This window comes from Nocardioides sp. zg-1308, assembly GCF_013155375.1.
In the GTDB taxonomy this organism is placed as follows: Bacteria; Actinomycetota; Actinomycetes; order Propionibacteriales; family Nocardioidaceae; genus Nocardioides; species Nocardioides renjunii.
The window spans coordinates 667,306-685,659 of record NZ_JABJQY010000004.1 but is presented as its reverse complement, the minus strand read 5'-3'; the positions used below and the strand labels follow the sequence as shown (position 1 = coordinate 685,659).

The following is an 18,354-nucleotide window of genomic DNA, read 5'->3' as shown; positions in this document are numbered from 1 at the left end:
ACCGTCATCCCGCCGTGCCCGACCACGACACGGACCCCCGCTCGGTCACCAGAAGGCAGGACAGCATGAGCATCCTCCGCACCTCGGCAGCACGTGTCCGGACGTCACTCGCAGGGCTGGTGGCGGTGGCGGTGGCGAGCGGTGGCGTGGCCGTCGCCCCTGCCGCCGCCGAACCGGAGGCGCCCGACGTCGCGGCGGCGGGAACCGCGGCCGGCGCTGGAGCCGCCCGGTCCGCCGCCCTGGCGGTGCCGACCTACGACGTCCTCGTCTTCAGCAAGACCACCGGCTTCCGCCACGGCTCGATCGGTGCCGGCATCCGCTCGATCAAGCGACTCGGCGCCCAGTACGGCTTCACCGTCGACGCCACCGAGGACGCCGGGCAGTTCACCGCCGCCAACCTCGTGCAGTACGAGGCCGTCGTCTGGCTCTCGACGACCAGCGACGTGCTCGACGCCGCCCAGCAGGCGGCGTTCGAGGACTACATCCAGGCCGGTGGCGGCTACGTCGGCGTCCACGCGGCCTCCGACACCGAGTACACCTGGCCCTGGTACGGCGACCTCGTCGGCGCCTACTTCCAGAGCCACCCGGCCGGCACCCCCACCGCCACGATCGACGTCGAGGACACCACCACGGCCTCCTCCTGCGCGTTGCCGGCGCGCTGGGAGCGCACCGACGAGTGGTACAACTTCCAGGGCCCGGACAACCCGGTGGTCAACGGCGGTGGCACCGACTACAGCCCCCGGACCAACGGCAACATCAACGTGATCGCGACGCTCGACGAGTCCACCTACGTCGAGAACGACGGCAACGGCACCGACGACGACCACCCGATCGCGTGGTACCAGGAGTTCGACGGCGGCCGCAGCTTCTACACCGGCGGCGGCCACACGGACGCGTCCTTCTCCGAGCCGCTGTTCCGCCTGCACCTCCTCGGCGGCATCCAGTACGCCGCCGGCCAGGAGCCCGACGCGTGCACGGCCGTGCCTCCCACGGACGCGTCGTTCGAGCAGGTCACCCTCGCCAAGGGCGTCGACAAGGTCGGCGAGCCGATGAGCATCTCGGTGCTGCCCGACGGGCGGGTCCTGCACAACGCCCGCGACGGCCGGATCTTCCTGACCGACCTCGAGGGCAACACGACCCTCCTGCACGACGTCCCGATCTACTCCCACGACGAGGACGGGCTGCAGAGCCTCACGGTGAGCCCGACCTTCGAGGACGACGGCTGGGTCTACCTCTACTACGCCCCGCCGCTGGCGACGCCGACCGGTGACGCCCCCAACGACGGCACCGCCGCGCAGTTCGCCACCTGGCAGGGCTACAACGTCCTGACCCGGATGAAGATGGTCGACGACGACCTCGTGCCCTCGACCGAGCAGGAGCTGCTGCGGGTCGAGGCCGACCGGGGGATCTGCTGCCACGCCGGTGGGGCCATCGACTTCGACGCCGACGGCAACCTCTACCTGTCCACCGGCGACGACTCGAACCCGTTCGCCTCGGACGGCTACGCGCCGCTCGACGAGCGAGCCACCCGCAACCCGGCGTACGACGCACAGCGCAGCGCAGCCAACACCAACGACCTGCGCGGCAAGCTGCTGCGCATCACCCCCGACCCGACCGCGGCGTCGTACTCGATCCCGGAGGGCAACCTCTTCGACGAGTCGGCCGGCACCGGGGACCGGACGCGCCCGGAGATCTACGCGATGGGCTTCCGCAACCCGTTCCGGATGACCGTCGACAAGCGGACCGGCTACGTCTACCTCGGCGAGTACGGCCCGGACGCCGGTGGCGCCAACCCCAACCGCGGCCCCGGCGGCATCGTGGAGTTCAACCAGGTCCGCGAGGCGGGCAACTTCGGCTGGCCCTACTGCACGGGCAGCAACACCCCGGCCGAGACCTACAACGACTGGGACTTCGCGACCAACACCACCGGCCCCAAGTTCGACTGCACGGCGCCGGTCAACAACAGCCCGCGCAACACCGGCCTGACCAACCTGCCGCCGGCCCAGCCCGCGTGGATCAAGTACGACGGCGGCAACGTCACCTACGGCGGCGTCACCACCAACGAGTTCGGCGGCGGCGGCGAGGGCCCGATGGCCGGCCCGGTCTACAACTACGACCCCGACCTCGAGTCCGACGTGAAGTTCCCCGAGTACTTCGACAACCACTTCTTCGCCGGTGAGTGGACGCGCGGCTGGATCCGCGACGTCGCGATGGACGCCGAGGGCGACGTGGTGGGCATCGACCCCTTCTTCGAGTCCTCGACGCTCTACGCCGCCATGGACATGGAGTTCGGCCCCGACGGCTCGCTCTACGTCCTCGACTACGGCAACGGCGGCTACTTCACCGGCAACGAGAACTCGGCCGTCTACAAGATCAACGCCATCAACGAGGGCGCCCGCTCGCCGTCGGCGTCCGCCACCGCCACGCCCAGCTCGGGAGTGGCCCCGCTGACGGTGCAGTTCTCGAGCGCCGGGTCGCGCGACCCCGACGAGGGCGACTCGATCGTCGGCTACGCCTGGGACTTCCAGAACGACGGCACGGTCGACTCCACGCAGCCCGACCCGACGTTCACCTACACCGCCAACGGCGTCTACGACGCCCGCCTCACGGTGACCGACGAGACCGGCCGGACCGGCGTGGCCACGGCGGTCGTCACCGTCGGCAACACCCGGCCGACGGTCGAGATCGAGCTGCCGCCCGACGGTGGGTTCTTCGAGTTCGGCGACTCCGTGCGGGTCAAGGTCACGGTGACCGACCCCGAGGACGGGACCGTCGACTGCTCCAAGGTCGAGATCGACTACATCCTCGGCCACGACTCGCACGGGCACCCGCTCAGCTCGCGCACCGGGTGCGACGTCGTCCTGCCGACCGTGCAGGACCAGGGCCACGACGCCTCGGCCGACATCTTCGGGGTGATCAACGCCAGCTACACCGACGGCGGCGCCGGGAGCATCCCCGCGCTCATCGGTGAGGACGAGGTCGTCCTGCAGCCCAAGCGCAAGCAGGCCGAGCACTACGACTCGCAGCAGGGGGCCGCCACCGAGGCCACCACCGACCCGCTCGGGGGGTCCAGCAACCTGTCCAACATCGACGCCGGCGACCACGTGTCCTACCGGCCGATCAGCCTCTCGCAGGTGCCGAGGCTGCGGTTCCGGGTCGCGTCCGCCGGCGCCGGGGGCACCATCGAGGCCCGCCTCGACAGCCCGACAGGGCCGCTCGCCGGATCGGTCACCGTGCCGGTGACCGGCGGCTGGCAGCAGTGGCAGTTCGTCGACATGGACATCGCACCGTCGGCGCAGGAGGGCTCGCACGAGCTGTTCCTCGTCTTCACCAACCCCGACCCGACGGCCACCGGCCTGTTCAACCTCAACTTCTTCGACGCGGCCGGCAAGGGTGTCTCGGTCAACTCCAAGCCCCAGGTCGGCGCCCAGGGCACGCCCACGCAGGGCACCGCTCCGCTCACCGTCGACTTCACCGGCTCCGCGTCCGACTTCGACGGTGACCAGCTCACCTACCAGTGGGACTTCGGTGCCCCGGGCGCCGGCGACACGGCCACCACCCTCGACGCCGAGTACACCTACACGGAGCCCGGCACCTACACCGCCCGCCTGAGCGCGACCGACCCCTCTGGGGCCACCGGCTACGCGACGGTCCCCGTCCGGGTGCTGAGCTCGTGCGGTGTCCAGCAGTCCGACGAGTTCGACGGCACGACGCTCGACGGCAAGTGGGACGTCATCCGCGACAGCGGCGACTGGAGCGTCGCCGACGGCGGGCTCCGGGTGCCGATCAGCAGCGGCAGCCTCTACGGGCCCGGCGGCAACGCGGAGGACATCATCGTGCAGCGGGCGCCCGACGGTGCGTTCCAGGTGACCGCCAAGGTCACCGCCGACGTGAGCGAGAACTACCACCAGGCCGGTCTGCGCCTCTACTCCGACGACGAGAACTGGGCCTCGGTCCACCTCATCTCGGCCGGGGGCAACCGCGACGTCGAGTTCATCTACGAGGCACAGGGCTCGCCCCGCAACAACGCCGAGGACAAGCTCGGTGGCGTCCCCGTCGGCTTCCCGACCACCTACTACGTGCGGCTGACGTCCGACGGGACCGACCTGCGGGCGTCGTACTCCGCGGACGGCCAGACGTTCTCGCCCGTCGGACGGCCGGCGCCGATGAGCACCCTGGCCGACCCGAAGATCGGTCCGGCCGCCGTCTCCGGTGGCGCGACGTCCAGCCCGACGGCGACGTTCGACTGGATCCGCTTCGACCCCGACGGCACGAGCGGCTCGACCGACCCGACCGACGAGTTCGACGGGGCCGAGCTCGACGGCTGCCGGTGGAACGCCTCCGTGCGCGAGGACCCCTCGCGCCACGAGGTGGCCGGCGGTGCGCTGACGATCACCACGACAGGAGGAGACCTCTACCAGACCTCGGACCCCTCCGGCACGACGAACCTGCTCCTGCAGTCGGACGCCGGCACGACCGAGGACTACACCCTCGAGACGCGGGTCTCCACGACCTTCACCGACGGCTACGCCCAGGCGGGCCTGCTCGTCTACGGCGACGACGACAACTACGTCAAGCTCGACCCCATCTCCGACACCAACGCCGGACGCATCAACCGGGTGGAGCTGCGCTCGGAGTCGAACGCCGCGATCCTCAACCCGCAGCCCGAGCTGGCCGCCCCGGCCAACGTGACGTCGTACCGGCTCCGGCTCACAAAGGTGGGCACCAGCTACACCGGTGAGGTCGCGTTCGACGGCGGTGACTGGCAGCCCATCGGCACCGTGACCAACCCGACGGCCGACATGGACTTCGGTCTCTTCGCCATCGGGGTGCAGCAGCCCGGCCGGACCGCGACGTTCGACTACTTCCGGGTCACCCCGGCGGCAGCCGCCAACCGCACGCCGGTCGCCGACGACGACGCGGCGATCACCACGGCAGGGAGCGCGGTGAGGATCTCGGTCCTGGCCGGCGACACCGACCCGGACGGCGACCCCCTCACCGTCGAGTCGGTCACCGATCCCGCCGGCGGCAGCGCCAAGCTCGCCCCCGCAGGCACGGTCCGCTACGCACCCGACGACGGCTTCGCCGGCAGCGACACGTTCGACTACACCGTCGCCGACGGCCAGGGCGGCACCGACACGGGCACCGTCACCGTGACGGTGACCGAGGCCTGCGACCTGGAGACGCCGGACGACACCTTCGAGGGCGACGCCCTCGACACGTGCCGCTGGAACGCCGTGGTGGCGGGTGACCCGACCAAGCGCCGGGTCGCCGACGGCCGCCTGTTCATGACCACGACGCCGGGCGAGATCTACCAGTCCGGGACCGGCAAGTCGAACCTCGTCATGCAGTCCGCCGACCACGCCGGCGAGGACTGGACGCTCGAGACCCACGCCGACGTCTCGTCCCTCGACGGCGGCTACAGCCAAGCGGGTCTGATGGCCTACGGCGACGACGCCAACTACGTCAAGGTCGTGGTCATCGCCGACGACGGCAGGACGGCTCCCAACCGGGTCGAGCTGCGGTCAGAGGTCGACAACGCCATCGTCGGGACGAACCCGCAGCCGGAGCTGGCGATCCCCGCCGGCACCGACCTGACCGACATGCGGCTCCGCCTGACGAAGGCCGGCACGGCCTACTCGGGCGCGGCGTCGTTCGACGGTGGTGCGACGTGGGTCGACCTGCCGCGGGCGGTCGACAACGCGATGGTCGACCCGCGCTTCGGCATCTTCGCCGCGGGCGTGGTGCAGGAGGGCGACGAGGTCTCCTTCGACGCCTTCCTCGTCGACGGCGTGGACCCGGTCGACCCGGTCAACACGGCGCCGGTCGCTGTCGACGACGCGGCGACCACGCCGCAGGGCACCGCCGTCGCCGTCCCGGTGCTGGCCAACGACACCGACGCCGACCCCGACGACGAGCTATCCGTGACGTCGGTGACGTCGCCTGCGCACGGCACCGCTGTCGTGGCCGCCGACGGGACGGTGACCTACACCCCGACCAGCGGCTACGCGGGCGGTGACTCGTTCGACTACGTCGTCAGCGACGGTGAGGACACCGACACCGGAACCGTCACCGTGACCGTCACCCGGGTCGCGCAGCCCACTCCGGACACCCGGATCACCTCGGCGCCGCGCGGCACCACCCGGGCCACCACGGCGGTCATCCGGTTCACGGCCACCGGCCCCGGTGCCGGGGCGGCGACCTTCGAGTGCTCGCTCGACGGGTCCGCCTTCACGGCGTGCACGTCGCCCCGGACCTACCGCGACCTGCGCGACGGTGAGCACGTGGTGCGGGTGCGCGCGGTCGGCCCCGACGGTGCCGACCCGACGCCGGCGACGGTGACCTGGACGGTCGACAACACCGGCCCGCGGGTGCGGGCACTCACCCCGACCGGCACGACCCGCGACCGTACGCCCGAGGTCGGTGCGACCGTCACGGACGCGCGGTCGTCGGTGCGCGGCCGGTCGCTGGCGCTGTCGATCGACGGCAAGCGGGTCGACGGCGTGCGCTTCGACGCGAGGCGGGACCGGATGACGTGGCTGCCCGAGCGCGCCCTGGCTCGCGGCCGGCACACTGTGCGCCTCGTCGCCGAGGACGCGCTCGGCAACCGGACCGTCACCACCTGGAGGTTCACCGTCCGGCGCTGAGCCGGCGACGGCGGGAGCGTCACACGTGCCGCACCACGACGCTCCCGCCGTCGACCTCCCACCGCTGGTCGAGGCGGACGTTCTCCAGCAGCCGGCGGTCGTGCGAGACGAGCAGCAGCGCTCCGTCGTACGACGCCAGCGCCTGCTCGAGCTGCTGGATCGCCGGCAGGTCGAGGTGGTTGGTGGGCTCGTCGAGGACGAGCAGGTTGACCCCGCGCGCCTGCAGCAGCGCCATCGCCGCCCGGGTGCGCTCACCGGGGGAGAGGCGGGAGACCCGGCTGGTCACCTGGTCGGCCTTGAGCCCGAACTTCGCGAGCAGCGTGCGCACCTCGGCCTGCGTCATCTGCGGGACCGCGGCCTCGACGGCGTCCCCGAGCGGGAGCTCCTCGTCGAGGACGGTGCGCGCCTGGTCGATGACCCCGACCGCGACGGAGGCACCCAGCGACGCCGACCCGGTGTCGGGCGGGGCCTCACCGAGGAGGACTCGCAGGAGGGTGGTCTTGCCGGCCCCGTTGGGGCCGGTGATGCCGATGCGGTCGCCCGCGTCGACCTGCACGGACACCGGCCCGAGGAGGAAGTCGCCCAGCCGGCACGTCGCCTGGTTGAGAGTGGCCACCACGCCGCTCGATCGCGGTGCGGCGGCGATGTCGAACTGGAGCACCCACTCCTTGCGCGGCTCCTCGACCTCCTCCAGCCGGGCGATGCGCGACTCCATCTGGCGGACCTTCTGCGCCTGCTTCTCCGACGACTCGGTGGCCGCCTTGCGCCGGATCTTGTCGTTGTCGGGGTTCTTGCGCATCGCGTTGCGCACGCCCTGGGAGCTCCACTCGCGCTGGGTGCGGGCCCGCTGCACCAGGTCGGCACGCGTCCCGGCGTACTGCTCGTACGCTTCCCGCGCGTGCCGTCGGGCGATGGCGCGCTCCTCGAGGAAGGCGTCGTAGCCGCCGTCGTAGACGGTGACCTGCCCCTGGGCCAGGTCGAGCTCGACGATCCTCGTGACGCACCGCGCGAGGAACTCCCGGTCGTGCGACACGAGGACGACACCGCCGCGCAGGCCCTGCACGAAGCGCTCGAGCCGCTCGAGGCCGTCGAGGTCGAGGTCGTTGGTGGGCTCGTCGAGCAGGACCACGTCGAACCGGCTCAGCAGCAGCGCGGCGAGCGCAACCCGTGCCGCCTGGCCGCCCGAGAGCCCGGTCATCAGGCTGCCGGGACCGACATCGAGCCCGAGGTCGGCGAGCGTGGGTGCCAGGCGCTCGTCGAGGTCGGCCGCGCCGCTGGCCATCCAGCGGTCGAACGCGACCGCGTAGGCGTCGTCGACGCCGGGGTCGCCCGAGCCCAGGGCCGCCGCCGTCGCCTCCATCGCCGCGGTCGCCTCGCTCGCGCCGGTGCGGCGGGCGACGTACTGCGCGACGGTCTCGCCGGGCACCCGCTCGTGCTCCTGGGGGACCAGCCCGACGAACGCGTCCCTCGGCGAGCACGCCACGGAGCCGGCCAGGGGTGATGCCGCTCCGGCGAGCAACGAGAGCAGCGTCGACTTCCCCGCACCGTTGGCTCCGACGACGCCGATCACGTTGCCCGGCGCGACGGTGAGGTCGAGTCCCTCGAACAAAACGCGGTGACCGTGCCCACCGGACAGGTCCTTCGCGACGAGCGTGGCGGTCACGCGGACGAGCCTATCGCCGAGCCCGGGTCCGGCAGCCCCGCGGGTCGCAGGGGTGCACACACCGCTCGGGATCGGGTACGAAGGAGCATGGCGACCCTCACCGACGACCAGGTCCGGCAGCTCGACTCCTGGTTCCGCGCGGCCAACTACCTCTCCGTCGGCCAGATCTACCTGATGGACAACCCGCTGCTGCAGCGAGGCCTGGTGCCTGAGGACATCAAGCCGCGCCTGCTCGGCCACTGGGGAACGACCCCGGGACTCAACCTTCTGTGGACCCACCTCAACCGGTTGATCCGTGAGCGCGACGTCGACGCGATCTTCCTGGCGGGCCCCGGCCACGGCGGCCCGGCGGCCGTCGCGAACGCCTGGCTGGAGGGGACCTACAGCGAGGTCTATCCGCACGTCGGCGACGACGCCCGGGGGATGCAGGAGCTGTTCCGTCAGTTCTCCTTCCCCGGCGGGGTGCCGAGCCACGTCGCCCCGGAGACCCCGGGCTCGATCCACGAGGGCGGCGAGCTGGGCTACGTCCTCTCGCACGCGTATGGCGCCGCGATGGACAACCCCGACCTCGTGGTCGCCGCGGTGGTGGGGGACGGCGAGTTCGAGACCGGACCCCTGGCCACGTCCTGGCACGCCAACAAGTTCGTCGACCCCGTCAACGACGGGGCGGTGCTGCCGATCCTGCACCTCAACGGCTACAAGATCGCCAATCCCACCATCCCGGCGCGCATCCCGCGCGAGGAGCTGCACGACCTGCTCCGCGGCTACGGGCACGAGGTGCTCACGGTCGAGGGCGACGACCCCGACGACGTCCACCGCCAGATGGCCGCAGCCCTCGACGAGGCGCACGACCGGATCCGCGAGATCCAGCGCGCCGCCCGCGAGGACGGGGACGTCGAGCGGCGCCCGTGGCCGATGGTCCTGCTCGTCACGCCGAAGGGCTGGACCGGGCCGGGCGTCGTCGACGGCGTGCAGGTGGAGGGCACGTGGCGCTCGCACCAGGTCCCGCTCGCCGGCACCCGCGACAACGACGAGCACCGGGCGCTCCTCGAGTCGTGGCTGCGGTCCTACCGTCCCGACGAGATCTTCGACGACGACGGGCGGCTGGTGCCGGAGCTCCGGGAGCTGGCGCCGGCGGGGGAGCGGCGGATGAGCGCCAACCCCCACGCCAACGGCGGCCTGCTGCGGCGTCCGCTGCGGCTGCCGGACTTCCGCACGTCCGCGGTCGAGGTGGAGTCGCCGGGTGCGTCGGTGCACGAGGCGACGCGGGTGCTGGGCACCTACCTGGTCGACGTGGTGCGCGACAACCCCGATAACTTCCGCATCTTCGGTCCCGACGAGACCGCCTCCAACCGGCTCGACGCGGTCTACGAGGTGACCGACAAGGTGTTCGCGGGAGAGATCCTCGACGTCGACGAGCACCTCGGACGCTCGGGCCGCGTCGTCGAGATGCTGTCGGAGCACACGTGCCAAGGGTGGCTGGAGGGCTACCTCCTCACCGGTCGGCACGGCCTCTTCAGCTGCTACGAGGCCTTCATCCACCTCGTGGACTCGATGCTCAACCAGCACGCGAAGTGGCTCAAGACCACGCGCACGATCGACTGGCGCCCGCCGATCGCGTCGCTCAACTACCTGCTCACCTCGCACGTGTGGCGCCAGGACCACAACGGCTTCTCCCACCAGGACCCGGGCTTCATCGATCACGTCGTCAACAAGCGGGCCGAGGTGGTCCGCGTCTACCTGCCGCCGGACACCAACACCCTCCTGTCGACGATGCGTCACTGCCTCGACAGCACGCACTACGTCAACGTCGTCGTGGCCGGCAAGCAGCCGACCTTCGACTGGCTGGACGCCAAGGCCGCCGACCTGCACTGCGCCCGCGGGCTCGGCATCTGGGACTGGGCCTCCACCACCGACGGCGACCCCGACGTGGTGATCGCCTGCGCGGGCGACGTGCCGACGCTCGAGGCCCTCGCCGCGACGGCCGTCCTGCGCGAGCACCTGCCCGACCTCGCGGTGCGGTTCGTCAACGTGGTCGACCTGATGCGCCTGCAGGACGAGACCGAGCACCCCCACGGCCTCTCGGCGCGCGACTTCGACACGGTCTTCACGGCGGACAAGCCCGTGATCTTCGCCTACCACGGCTATCCGTGGCTGATCCACCGGCTCACCTACCGCCGCACCAACCACACCAACATCCACGTGCGTGGCTACAAGGAGGAGGGCACCACCACCACGCCCTTCGACATGGTGATGATGAACGACCTCGACCGCTACCACCTCGTCATGGACGTGATCGACCGCGTCCCGGGCCTGGGCCAGCGCGCCGCGGGCCTGCGGCAGCAGATGGTCGACACCCGCCGCCGGGCGCGCGCCTGGACGCGCGAGCACGGCGAGGACCTGCCGGAGGTCCGCGACTGGGCGTGGGCGTCGGAGGCCAGCCCCGGGCGCAGCGCCTCGCCGTCGACCACCGCGCAGCCCGACACGTCGGCCGACGACAACTGAGCCCGCCGACCACTGGGCTCGCCGACGAGCGAGACGGCCGACCACCGCTGGCCGCCCCGTCCCGGTAGCCTGCCGTCGACCGACTGGTGACCGTCCCACCACGTGCACCCTGTCCAGGAGGAGGCCCCGATGCCGGTGACCCGAGGATTCTCGCGACGTCGCGCCGAGCCACCGCGGCGCCTGCCTCCCGGGCAGTACGACGTGGGTGCCGGCTGGCCGGTGCTGACCGCCGAGGCGACGCCGCGGATCGCCCGCGAGTCGTGGAGCGTGGGCGTCGACGGCCTCGTGGAGCGACCCACCACCTGGACGTGGCAGGAGGTGCAGCAGCTGCCGCGGTCGTCCTACCAGGGCGACATCCACTGCGTGACGACCTGGTCGAAGTTCGACACGCTGTTCACCGGCGTGTCCGTCGACACCCTGCTCGAGGCCGCCGGACCGCTGCCGGAGGCCGGGTTCGTCATGGCCCACTCCTCCACGGGCTACACGACGAACCTGCCCCTGGCCGACATCACCGACGGCCGGGCGTGGATCGTCTGGGAGCACGACGGACGGCCGCTGACGGCCGAGCACGGCGGCCCGGTCCGGTTGCTGGTCCCGCACCTCTACTTCTGGAAGTCCGCCAAGTGGATCAGCCGGCTCGAGCTGACGGCGGAGGACCGCCCCGGCTTCTGGGAGCGCAACGGCTACCACGACCGGGGCGACCCGTGGCTCGAGCAGCGCTACCAGGGCGACCCGTGACCGGCGGCGACGCGGTGGCGCTCGAGGACGAGTTCGCGCCGGGCGGCACGGGTGCGACGGCGTGGACGACCGGGCGCATCATCACCAAGGAGCTCCCCGCGCCGCACCTGGTCCGGCTGCGCCTGCACGTGGAGGACCGGCAGCGCCACTGGCCCGGACAGCACTACCTGCTCCGGCTGCGTGCGCCCGACGACTACACCGCGCAGCGGTCCTACTCCGTCGCGTCCGACGACAGCGACCCGCTCGTCGAGCTGCTCGTCGAGAGGCTCCCGGACGGCGAGGTCTCGGAGTTCCTCGCCGACGTGGCCGAGGTCGGCGACGTCCTCGAGATGCGCGGTCCCATCGGACGCTGGTTCCGCTGGGACACGCGCACCCCCGCGCTGTGCCTGGTCGGTGGCACCGGCGTCGTGCCGGCGATCTCGATGATCCGCGCGGCCCGCCACCTCGGCCGCTCCGACCTGCTCCGGGTGCTCGCCGTCGCGCGCACCCCCGAGGAGCTCCCCTACGCCGAGGAGCTCGCGCGGGCGGGCGCCACCATCGCCTTCACCCGCCACGCCACCAGCACGCGGCCCGCCGGCCCGCCGACCGCGGCCGAGGTCGCCCCGCTCCTGGCCGGCGCCGAGGTCGCCTACGTCTGCGGGTCGTCCCGGTTCGCCGGCTTCGGCGAGGAGCTCCTGGTGGGGTCCGGGTTCAGCCCGGAGGCGATCCGCGTCGAGCGGTTCGGCGTGACGGGTAGCTAGGCTCGGACCCATGGCGCGCAGCGTGTACGTGGCCGGTGTCGAGGGGTTCACCGGCAAGTCCGCGGTGGCGCTCGGTGTGCTGGAGCAGCTCTCGCGCCGGGTGGCGCGCGTCGCGGTGTTCCGGCCGGTGGTCCGTGCCGAGGCGTCGACGGGCGGCGTCCACGACTACGTCCTCGACCTGCTCGTGTCGCACGACTCGGTCTCGCTGTCCTACGACGAGTGCGCCGGCGTGAGCTACGACGACGTGCACGCCGACCCCGACGGCGCGATGGACCGGATCGTCGCGCGCTACCACCAGGTCGCGGAGAAGAGCGACGCCGTCGTGGTCGTCGGCAGCGACTACACCGACGTCGGCGCACCGGCCGAGTTCGCCTTCAACGCGCGCGTCGCGGCCAACCTGGGTGCGCCGGTCCTGCTGGTCCTCAACGGCCACGGCCGCAGCGTCGACCAGCTCCGCACGGCGGCCGCGATGGCCGAGGCCGAGCTGGCCGCCGGCCACGCGACGCTCTTCGCCGTCATCGCCAACCGCGTCGACCCCGACGCCACCGACCGCACGGCGGCGGCGCTGCGACGCGACGGCACACCGGCCTTCGCGCTGCCCGAGCAGCCGCTGCTCAGCGCTCCCTCGGTCGCCGAGCTGATGGCGGCGTGCGACGGCCGTCTGGTCCGCGGCGACGAGACCCAGCTGGCGCGGGAGGTGCCGGGCCTCGTGGTGGCGGCGATGACGATGCCCAACGTGCTGGACCGACTCTTCGACGGTGCCCTCGTCGTCACCCCCGGGGACCGTCCCGAGGTGGTCCTCGGGGTGCTCACCGCCCACCAGTCCGCCAGCTTTCCGCAGATCTCCGGCATCGTCCTCAACGGCGGGCTCGAGCTGCCCGAGCAGGTCGGGCGGCTGCTCGACGGGCTCGACGTCGCCCTGCCGATGATCGCCACCGACCTCGGCACCCACGCCACCTCGACGGCGTTGACCAACCGCCGAGGGAGGCTCGACAAGGACTCGCCGCGCAAGATCGCGACGGCGCTGACCCTCTTCGCCGAGAACGTCGACGGCGAGGAGCTGATGAGCGGGCTCGAGGTGGCGCGCACCTCGGTGGTGACGCCGCTGATGTTCGAGCACCAGCTCCTCGACGACGCGATCGACGACCGCCGCCGCATCGTGCTGCCGGAGGGGGAGGAGGAGCGGATCCTGCGTGCCGCCGACATCCTCCTGCGCCGCAACGTGGCCGACCTGACCCTGCTCGGCGACCCGATGGTGGTCCGCGCGAAGGCAGCCCACCTCGGCATCGACGTGTCCGGGGCCCAGCTGCTCAGCCCCTACGACGAGGAGCTGCGCGAGCGGTTCGCGCAGGAGTACCACCAGCGGCGCGCGCACAAGGGTGTCGACCTCGAGGCCGCCCGCGACATCGTGGTCGACGTGTCCTACTTCGGCACGATGATGGTGGAGCTCGGTCTCGCCGACGGGATGGTGTCGGGGTCGGTGCACACCACCGCGCACACCATCCGCCCCGCGCTCGAGGTCATCCGCACCGTCCCCGAGGTGTCGGTGGTGTCCTCGGTGTTCTTCATGTGCCTGCGCGACCAGGTGCTGGTCTACGGCGACTGCGCCGTGAACCCCGACCCCACCGCGACCCAGCTCGCCGACATCGCCATCGCCTCGGCCCGCACCGCGGCGGCGTTCGGGGTCGAGCCGCGGGTCGCGATGCTGTCCTACTCCACCGGAACCTCCGGCAGCGGCACCGACGTCGACAAGGTCACCGAGGCGACGGCGCGGGTCCGCGAGCGCGCACCCGACCTGCTCGTCGAGGGCCCGATCCAGTACGACGCCGCGATCGACGCCGCGGTCGCGCGCACCAAGCTGCCCGACTCCGCGGTCGCCGGCCGGGCCACCGTCTTCGTCTTCCCGGACCTCAACACGGGCAACAACACCTACAAGGCCGTGCAGCGCTCGGCCGGCGCGCTGGCCGTCGGCCCCGTGCTGCAGGGGCTGCGCAAGCCGGTCAACGACCTCTCGCGCGGGGCGCTGGTGCGCGACATCGTCAACACCGTCGCGATCACCGCGATCCAGGCCCAGGGACAGGCCCAGGAGCAGGCCCAGGGACAGGCCCGGGAGGAGCGGTCGTGACGCGGCGGGTGCTGGTCCTCAACGCCGGGTCGTCGTCGCTGAAGTACCGCCTCCTCGACGGCGTCTCCGGCGTCGCCGAGGCGTCCGGCTCGGTGGAGCGGATCGGCGAGGACAGCGGGACGCTCACGCACTCGGTCGGCGGGCAGGACCACACGGAGGAGCGTCGGGTCGCGGACTTCGAGGACGCGCTGCGCTCGGCCCTCGGCGCCTTCGACCGCCACGGCCCGCCCATCGACCGGGACAGCCTGGCCGCGGTGGGTCACCGGGTCGTGCACGGCGGGGACCTCTTCGCCGAGCCGGTCCTGGTCGACGACCGCCTGCTCGACACCGTCGAGGACCTCGTCCCGCTGGCGCCGCTGCACAACCCGGCCAACCTGGAGGGCCTGCGGGTCGCGCAGCGGCTGTTCCCCGACGTGCCGCAGGTCGCGGTCTTCGACACCGCCTTCCACCAGACGATGCCCGAGCGCGCCTACACCTACGCGGTGCCGGCGAGCTGGCGCGAGGAGCACCGCATCCGGCGCTACGGCTTCCACGGCACGTCGTACGCCTTCGTCTCGCGCCGCGCCGCGGAGCTGCTCGGACGGGCGGTCGAGGACACGAACCTCGTGGTGCTGCACCTGGGCAACGGCGCGTCGGCCGCGGCCGTCCGCGGCGGCCGGTCGGTGGACACGTCCATGGGGTTCACCCCGCTCGAGGGACTGGTGATGGGCACCCGCTCCGGTGACGTCGACCCGGCGATCCACGGCCACCTGCACCGCGAGCTCGGCTGGTCGCTGGACGAGATCGACCGGGCGCTCTACCGCGAGTCGGGCCTGCTCGGGCTGTCCGGCGCCAACGACTTCCGCGAGGTGACCCGGCGTCGGGCGGCCGGCGACGAGGCCGCCACGCTGGCCTTCGACGTCTACGCCTATCGCGTGCGCAAGTACGTCGGGGCCTACTACGCCGCGCTCGGCGAGCTGGACGCCGTCGTCCTCACCGGTGGCGTCGGGCAGCACAGTGCCGAGCTGCGCGCCGCCGCCCTCGGCGGGCTGGAGCGGCTCGGGATCGTGCTCGACCCCGCACGCAACGAGGCCCGGGCGACGGACGCCCGCGCAGTCTCGGCCGACGGGTCGGACGTCGCCGTGCTCGTCGTGCCCACCGACGAGGAGTGGGAGATCGCCCGGCAGGCCCTGGAGGTCGTGGAGGCCTAGGGCCCCGCGGGCGGCGGCGGGCTCCCGGCAGCCTCCCGCCCCACCACGCCGAGGGTGCGAGCGACCGCCGCCACGGTCGGGGTCCGGGCGCGCCGGGTGAGGAGGAAGACCTCGCGGCCGAGGTGGCCGTACCTGAGCGGTCGCACGGCCACCCCCGCCGCGACGGACCCCACGGCGAGGTCCGGGAGGAGGGCCCCCGCACCGGTCGTGCGCACCAGCTCGAGGAGGATGGCGAAGTCGTCGGAGGTGTAGCGGAGGTCCGGCTCGAACCGGCCGATCTCCCGGCAGGCACGCAGGTGCATCTCGTGGTGGCCCGTGCCCGGCTGGCAGGCGGCCCACCGCAGGTCGGCCAGGTCGGCGAGGTCGACGTGCGTCGCGGACGCGCGCGGGTGCCCGGCGGGCAGGACCACGTGGATGGCCTCGCGCAGGACCGGCTGCCGCTCGAGCTCGGGGTGCACGACCCGTGGCTGGCCGTCGTACTCGTCACCCACGAGGACGTCGAGCTGCTGCAGGCGCAGGGCCGGCACGGCCAGCTCCACCTCGGTCTCGGTCGCCTCGACCCGGATGCCCGGGTGCGAGTCGGCCAGCACCCCGACGGCCGGGGCCACGATCCTGAGGAAGGCGGACTGGAACGCCGAGATCCGCACGGTCCCCGTGAGCCTGCCCGCGGCCACGGCGGCGACCTCCGCCTCGGCCGCCTCCACGCCCTCGAGCAGCAGGTCGGCGTGCCGCACGAGGACGTGGCCGGCGTCGGTGAGCCGGACCCGACGGCCCACGCGCTCGAGGAGCGGCGCCCCGGCCTCGCGCTCGAGGACCGCGAGGTGCTGCGAGATCGCGCTGGGGGAGTAGCCGAGCGCGCCGGCTGCCGCGTGCAGCGTGCCGCGGACGTGGACCTCGCGCAGCAGGCGGAGGCGGTGGAGGTCGAGCATCCGTTCAGTATGACTGAACAAAATGCTTCGCGAAGTCGCGGTGGACCTGAACAGTGCTCGGACCGAGACTGGACGACATGGGACCTCTGGCGTGCCTCCTCTCCGCCGTCGCGTTCGGCGTGATGGCCGTCTTCGCCAAGCTGGCCTACGACGACGGCGTGACGCTCGAGGCCCTGCTGCTCGTCCGGTTCGGGGTCGCCGGGGCCTTGTTGCTGACCGTCGCCGGTCTCCGGAGGAGGTTCCGCGGCACCAGCCGGCGAGCCGTCGTCGCGGGCCTGCTGATGGGGGCGGTGGGGTACGCCGCCCAGGCCGGCCTCTACTTCGGTGCGCTGACCCGCGTCGACGCCTCCCAGGTCGCGCTGGTGTTCTGCGTCTACCCGCTCCTGGTCATGGTGGCCGCGGTGCTGACGGGGCGCGAGCGGGCGTCGCGCACGCGGGGAGCCGCGCTGGCCGTCGCGTTGCTCGGGGTCGCGCTGGTGCTCGGCGGTGCGTCGGCGGACGGCTTCGACGCCGGCGGGGCGGCCCTCGCCCTCGGGTCGGCCGTCGTCTACTCGGTCTACATCCTCGTCGGCGACCGGGTGGCGGCCGCCGACCCGCTCGCCTTCGCCGCCCTGGTGTGCTGTGGCGCCTTCGGCACCTTCGCCGTGTGGTCGGCGGCGCGCGGCGTCCCCGACCTGGCCTTCCCGGCCACGGGGTGGCTGTGGCTCCTCCTGATCGCCCTGGTCAGCACCGTCGCCGCGATCGTGCTGTTCTTCTTCGGCCTCGCCCGCGTCGGGCCGACGGTCGCCTCGATCCTCTCGATCGTCGAGCCCGTGGTCACGGTGACCGGCGCGGCGCTCGTCTTCGGCGAGTCCCTGTCCGTGCGGCAGGCGTGCGGTGGGCTGCTGGTCCTCGGGGCCGTCGCCATCGTGCAGTGGCCGCGTCCGCGCGCGGCGTCGCCGGCCGGCGGGGGACCGGGCCGGACGGCCGACCCGGTCCCACGAGGCAGCGATGCAGTCAGCCCGCGGTGACCGCGCTGCGTGCGGCTTCGTCGATCGTGCCGGCGACGACGTCCGGCTGGGTGATGAAGACGGCGTGGCTGGCCGCGACCTCGGTGACCTCGGCCCCGATGCGTGCCGCCATGTGCTGGAGCATGGCCTGGTCGAACGCCCGGTCCTCGGTGGCGATGACCGCCCAGCTCGGCTTGGTGCGCCAGGCCGCGTGGGCGACGGGCGCGCCGAACGCGGACATGTTGACCGGCACCTGCGAGTCGCGCAGGAAGGCGGCCTGCGCGTCGTCGACGTCGTGTGCGAAGCCGGCCTGGAACGTGTCCGGACGGAGGAAGCCGTAGCCGTCGTCGCCGACGTCGATGACGAACTCGGGCGTGGGGGCGAAGCCCTCGTACTGCTGGCCGGTCGTCTCGCCCGTGTCGGGGGCCAGTGCGGAGACGTAGACCAGGCCGACCACGTCGGGGTGCCCGCCCGCCTCGGTGATCACCGTGCCGCCCCAGGAGTGGCCGACGAGGATGGTCGGCCCGCCCTGCCGGTCGAGGACCCGCCGGGTCGCCGCCACGTCCTCGGCGAGCGAGGTGAGCGGGTTCTGGACGATGCTCACCCGGTAGCCGCGGGCGGTGAGGCGCTCGTGCACGCCGCGCCAGCCGGCGCCGTCGGCGAAGGCGCCGTGCACGAGCACGACGTTGCGCACGGACTGGTCGTCGGGGATGGCCTCGGCGGGCGCGCGGTCGAAGGTGTCGGTGGTCATGGGGGAGTCCTCTCGGGGGATGTGGTCCTGCCTGGTCCCGTCGAACCTAGGAGCCGGCGATGCCCGGTCGCTTCAGT

10 protein-coding genes are annotated in these 18,354 nt (G+C 72.6%); 7 read left to right on the top strand and 3 right to left on the bottom strand.

Annotation, left to right across the window (positions count from 1 at the left end; translation table 11 throughout):
- Positions 1-65 precede the first annotated feature (65 nt).
- Positions 66-6,647: a ThuA domain-containing protein gene (locus HN031_RS17955; protein ID WP_172273329.1), complete on the top strand. Its 6,582-nt coding sequence runs from the start codon at positions 66-68 to the stop codon at positions 6,645-6,647.
- 19 nt (positions 6,648-6,666) lie between these two features.
- Here HN031_RS17955 and HN031_RS17950 read toward each other — a convergent pair whose 3' ends face one another.
- Positions 6,667-8,310, bottom strand: a complete 1,644-nt coding sequence (locus HN031_RS17950) for an ABC-F family ATP-binding cassette domain-containing protein (RefSeq protein ID WP_172273326.1) — start codon at positions 8,308-8,310, stop codon at positions 6,667-6,669.
- Between HN031_RS17950 and HN031_RS17945 the strand changes: the two genes are divergently transcribed.
- From HN031_RS17945 to HN031_RS17925, 5 genes are all read left to right on the top strand, one after another.
- Complete coding sequence (locus HN031_RS17945; protein ID WP_367650811.1) at positions 8,263-10,815, top strand: phosphoketolase; 2,553 nt, start codon at positions 8,263-8,265, stop codon at positions 10,813-10,815. The two genes, HN031_RS17950 and HN031_RS17945, sit on opposite strands and share 48 nt — an antisense overlap.
- A 129-nt stretch (positions 10,816-10,944) precedes the next feature.
- Positions 10,945-11,553 (top strand): sulfite oxidase-like oxidoreductase, encoded by a 609-nt coding sequence (locus HN031_RS17940; protein WP_172273320.1) that lies wholly within the window; start codon positions 10,945-10,947, stop codon positions 11,551-11,553.
- Entirely contained in the window at positions 11,550-12,293 is a 744-nt protein-coding gene (locus HN031_RS17935) for an FAD-binding oxidoreductase (RefSeq protein ID WP_367650810.1), read from the top strand. Before HN031_RS17940 ends, HN031_RS17935 begins: the two co-directional genes overlap by 4 nt.
- Before the next feature lie 10 nt (positions 12,294-12,303).
- On the top strand, positions 12,304-14,418 hold the full coding sequence (gene pta / locus HN031_RS17930) for a phosphate acetyltransferase (RefSeq protein WP_172273317.1): 2,115 nt from the start codon (positions 12,304-12,306) through the stop codon (positions 14,416-14,418).
- On the top strand, positions 14,415-15,608 hold the full coding sequence (locus HN031_RS17925) for an acetate kinase (protein ID WP_172273314.1): 1,194 nt from the start codon (positions 14,415-14,417) through the stop codon (positions 15,606-15,608). The genes pta and HN031_RS17925 overlap by 4 nt, the downstream gene beginning before the upstream one ends.
- Here HN031_RS17925 and HN031_RS17920 read toward each other — a convergent pair.
- Entirely contained in the window at positions 15,605-16,537 is a 933-nt protein-coding gene (locus tag HN031_RS17920) for a LysR family transcriptional regulator (protein ID WP_172273310.1), read from the bottom strand. The two genes, HN031_RS17925 and HN031_RS17920, sit on opposite strands and share 4 nt — an antisense overlap.
- 77 nt (positions 16,538-16,614) lie before the next feature.
- On the opposite strand from HN031_RS17920, the gene HN031_RS17915 reads away from it, so the two are divergent.
- Complete coding sequence (locus HN031_RS17915) at positions 16,615-17,547, top strand: DMT family transporter (RefSeq protein ID WP_172273307.1); 933 nt, start codon at positions 16,615-16,617, stop codon at positions 17,545-17,547.
- Here HN031_RS17915 and HN031_RS17910 read toward each other — a convergent pair.
- On the bottom strand, positions 17,534-18,277 hold the full coding sequence (locus HN031_RS17910; protein WP_172273304.1) for an alpha/beta fold hydrolase: 744 nt from the start codon (positions 18,275-18,277) through the stop codon (positions 17,534-17,536). The two genes, HN031_RS17915 and HN031_RS17910, sit on opposite strands and share 14 nt — an antisense overlap.
- Positions 18,278-18,354 lie beyond the last annotated feature (77 nt).

Excerpts from the sequence above, each read along its gene's own strand:
- HN031_RS17910 (WP_172273304.1), bottom strand. The coding sequence starts at position 18,277 with ATGACCACCGACACCTTCGACCGCGCGCCCGCCGAGGCCATCCCCGAC.
- HN031_RS17955 (WP_172273329.1), top strand. The coding sequence starts at position 66 with ATGAGCATCCTCCGCACCTCGGCAGCACGTGTCCGGACGTCACTCGCA.
- pta (WP_172273317.1), top strand. The coding sequence starts at position 12,304 with ATGGCGCGCAGCGTGTACGTGGCCGGTGTCGAGGGGTTCACCGGCAAG.
- HN031_RS17915 (WP_172273307.1), top strand. The coding sequence starts at position 16,615 with ATGGGACCTCTGGCGTGCCTCCTCTCCGCCGTCGCGTTCGGCGTGATG.
- HN031_RS17920 (WP_172273310.1), bottom strand. The coding sequence starts at position 16,537 with ATGCTCGACCTCCACCGCCTCCGCCTGCTGCGCGAGGTCCACGTCCGC.
- HN031_RS17940 (WP_172273320.1), top strand. The coding sequence starts at position 10,945 with ATGCCGGTGACCCGAGGATTCTCGCGACGTCGCGCCGAGCCACCGCGG.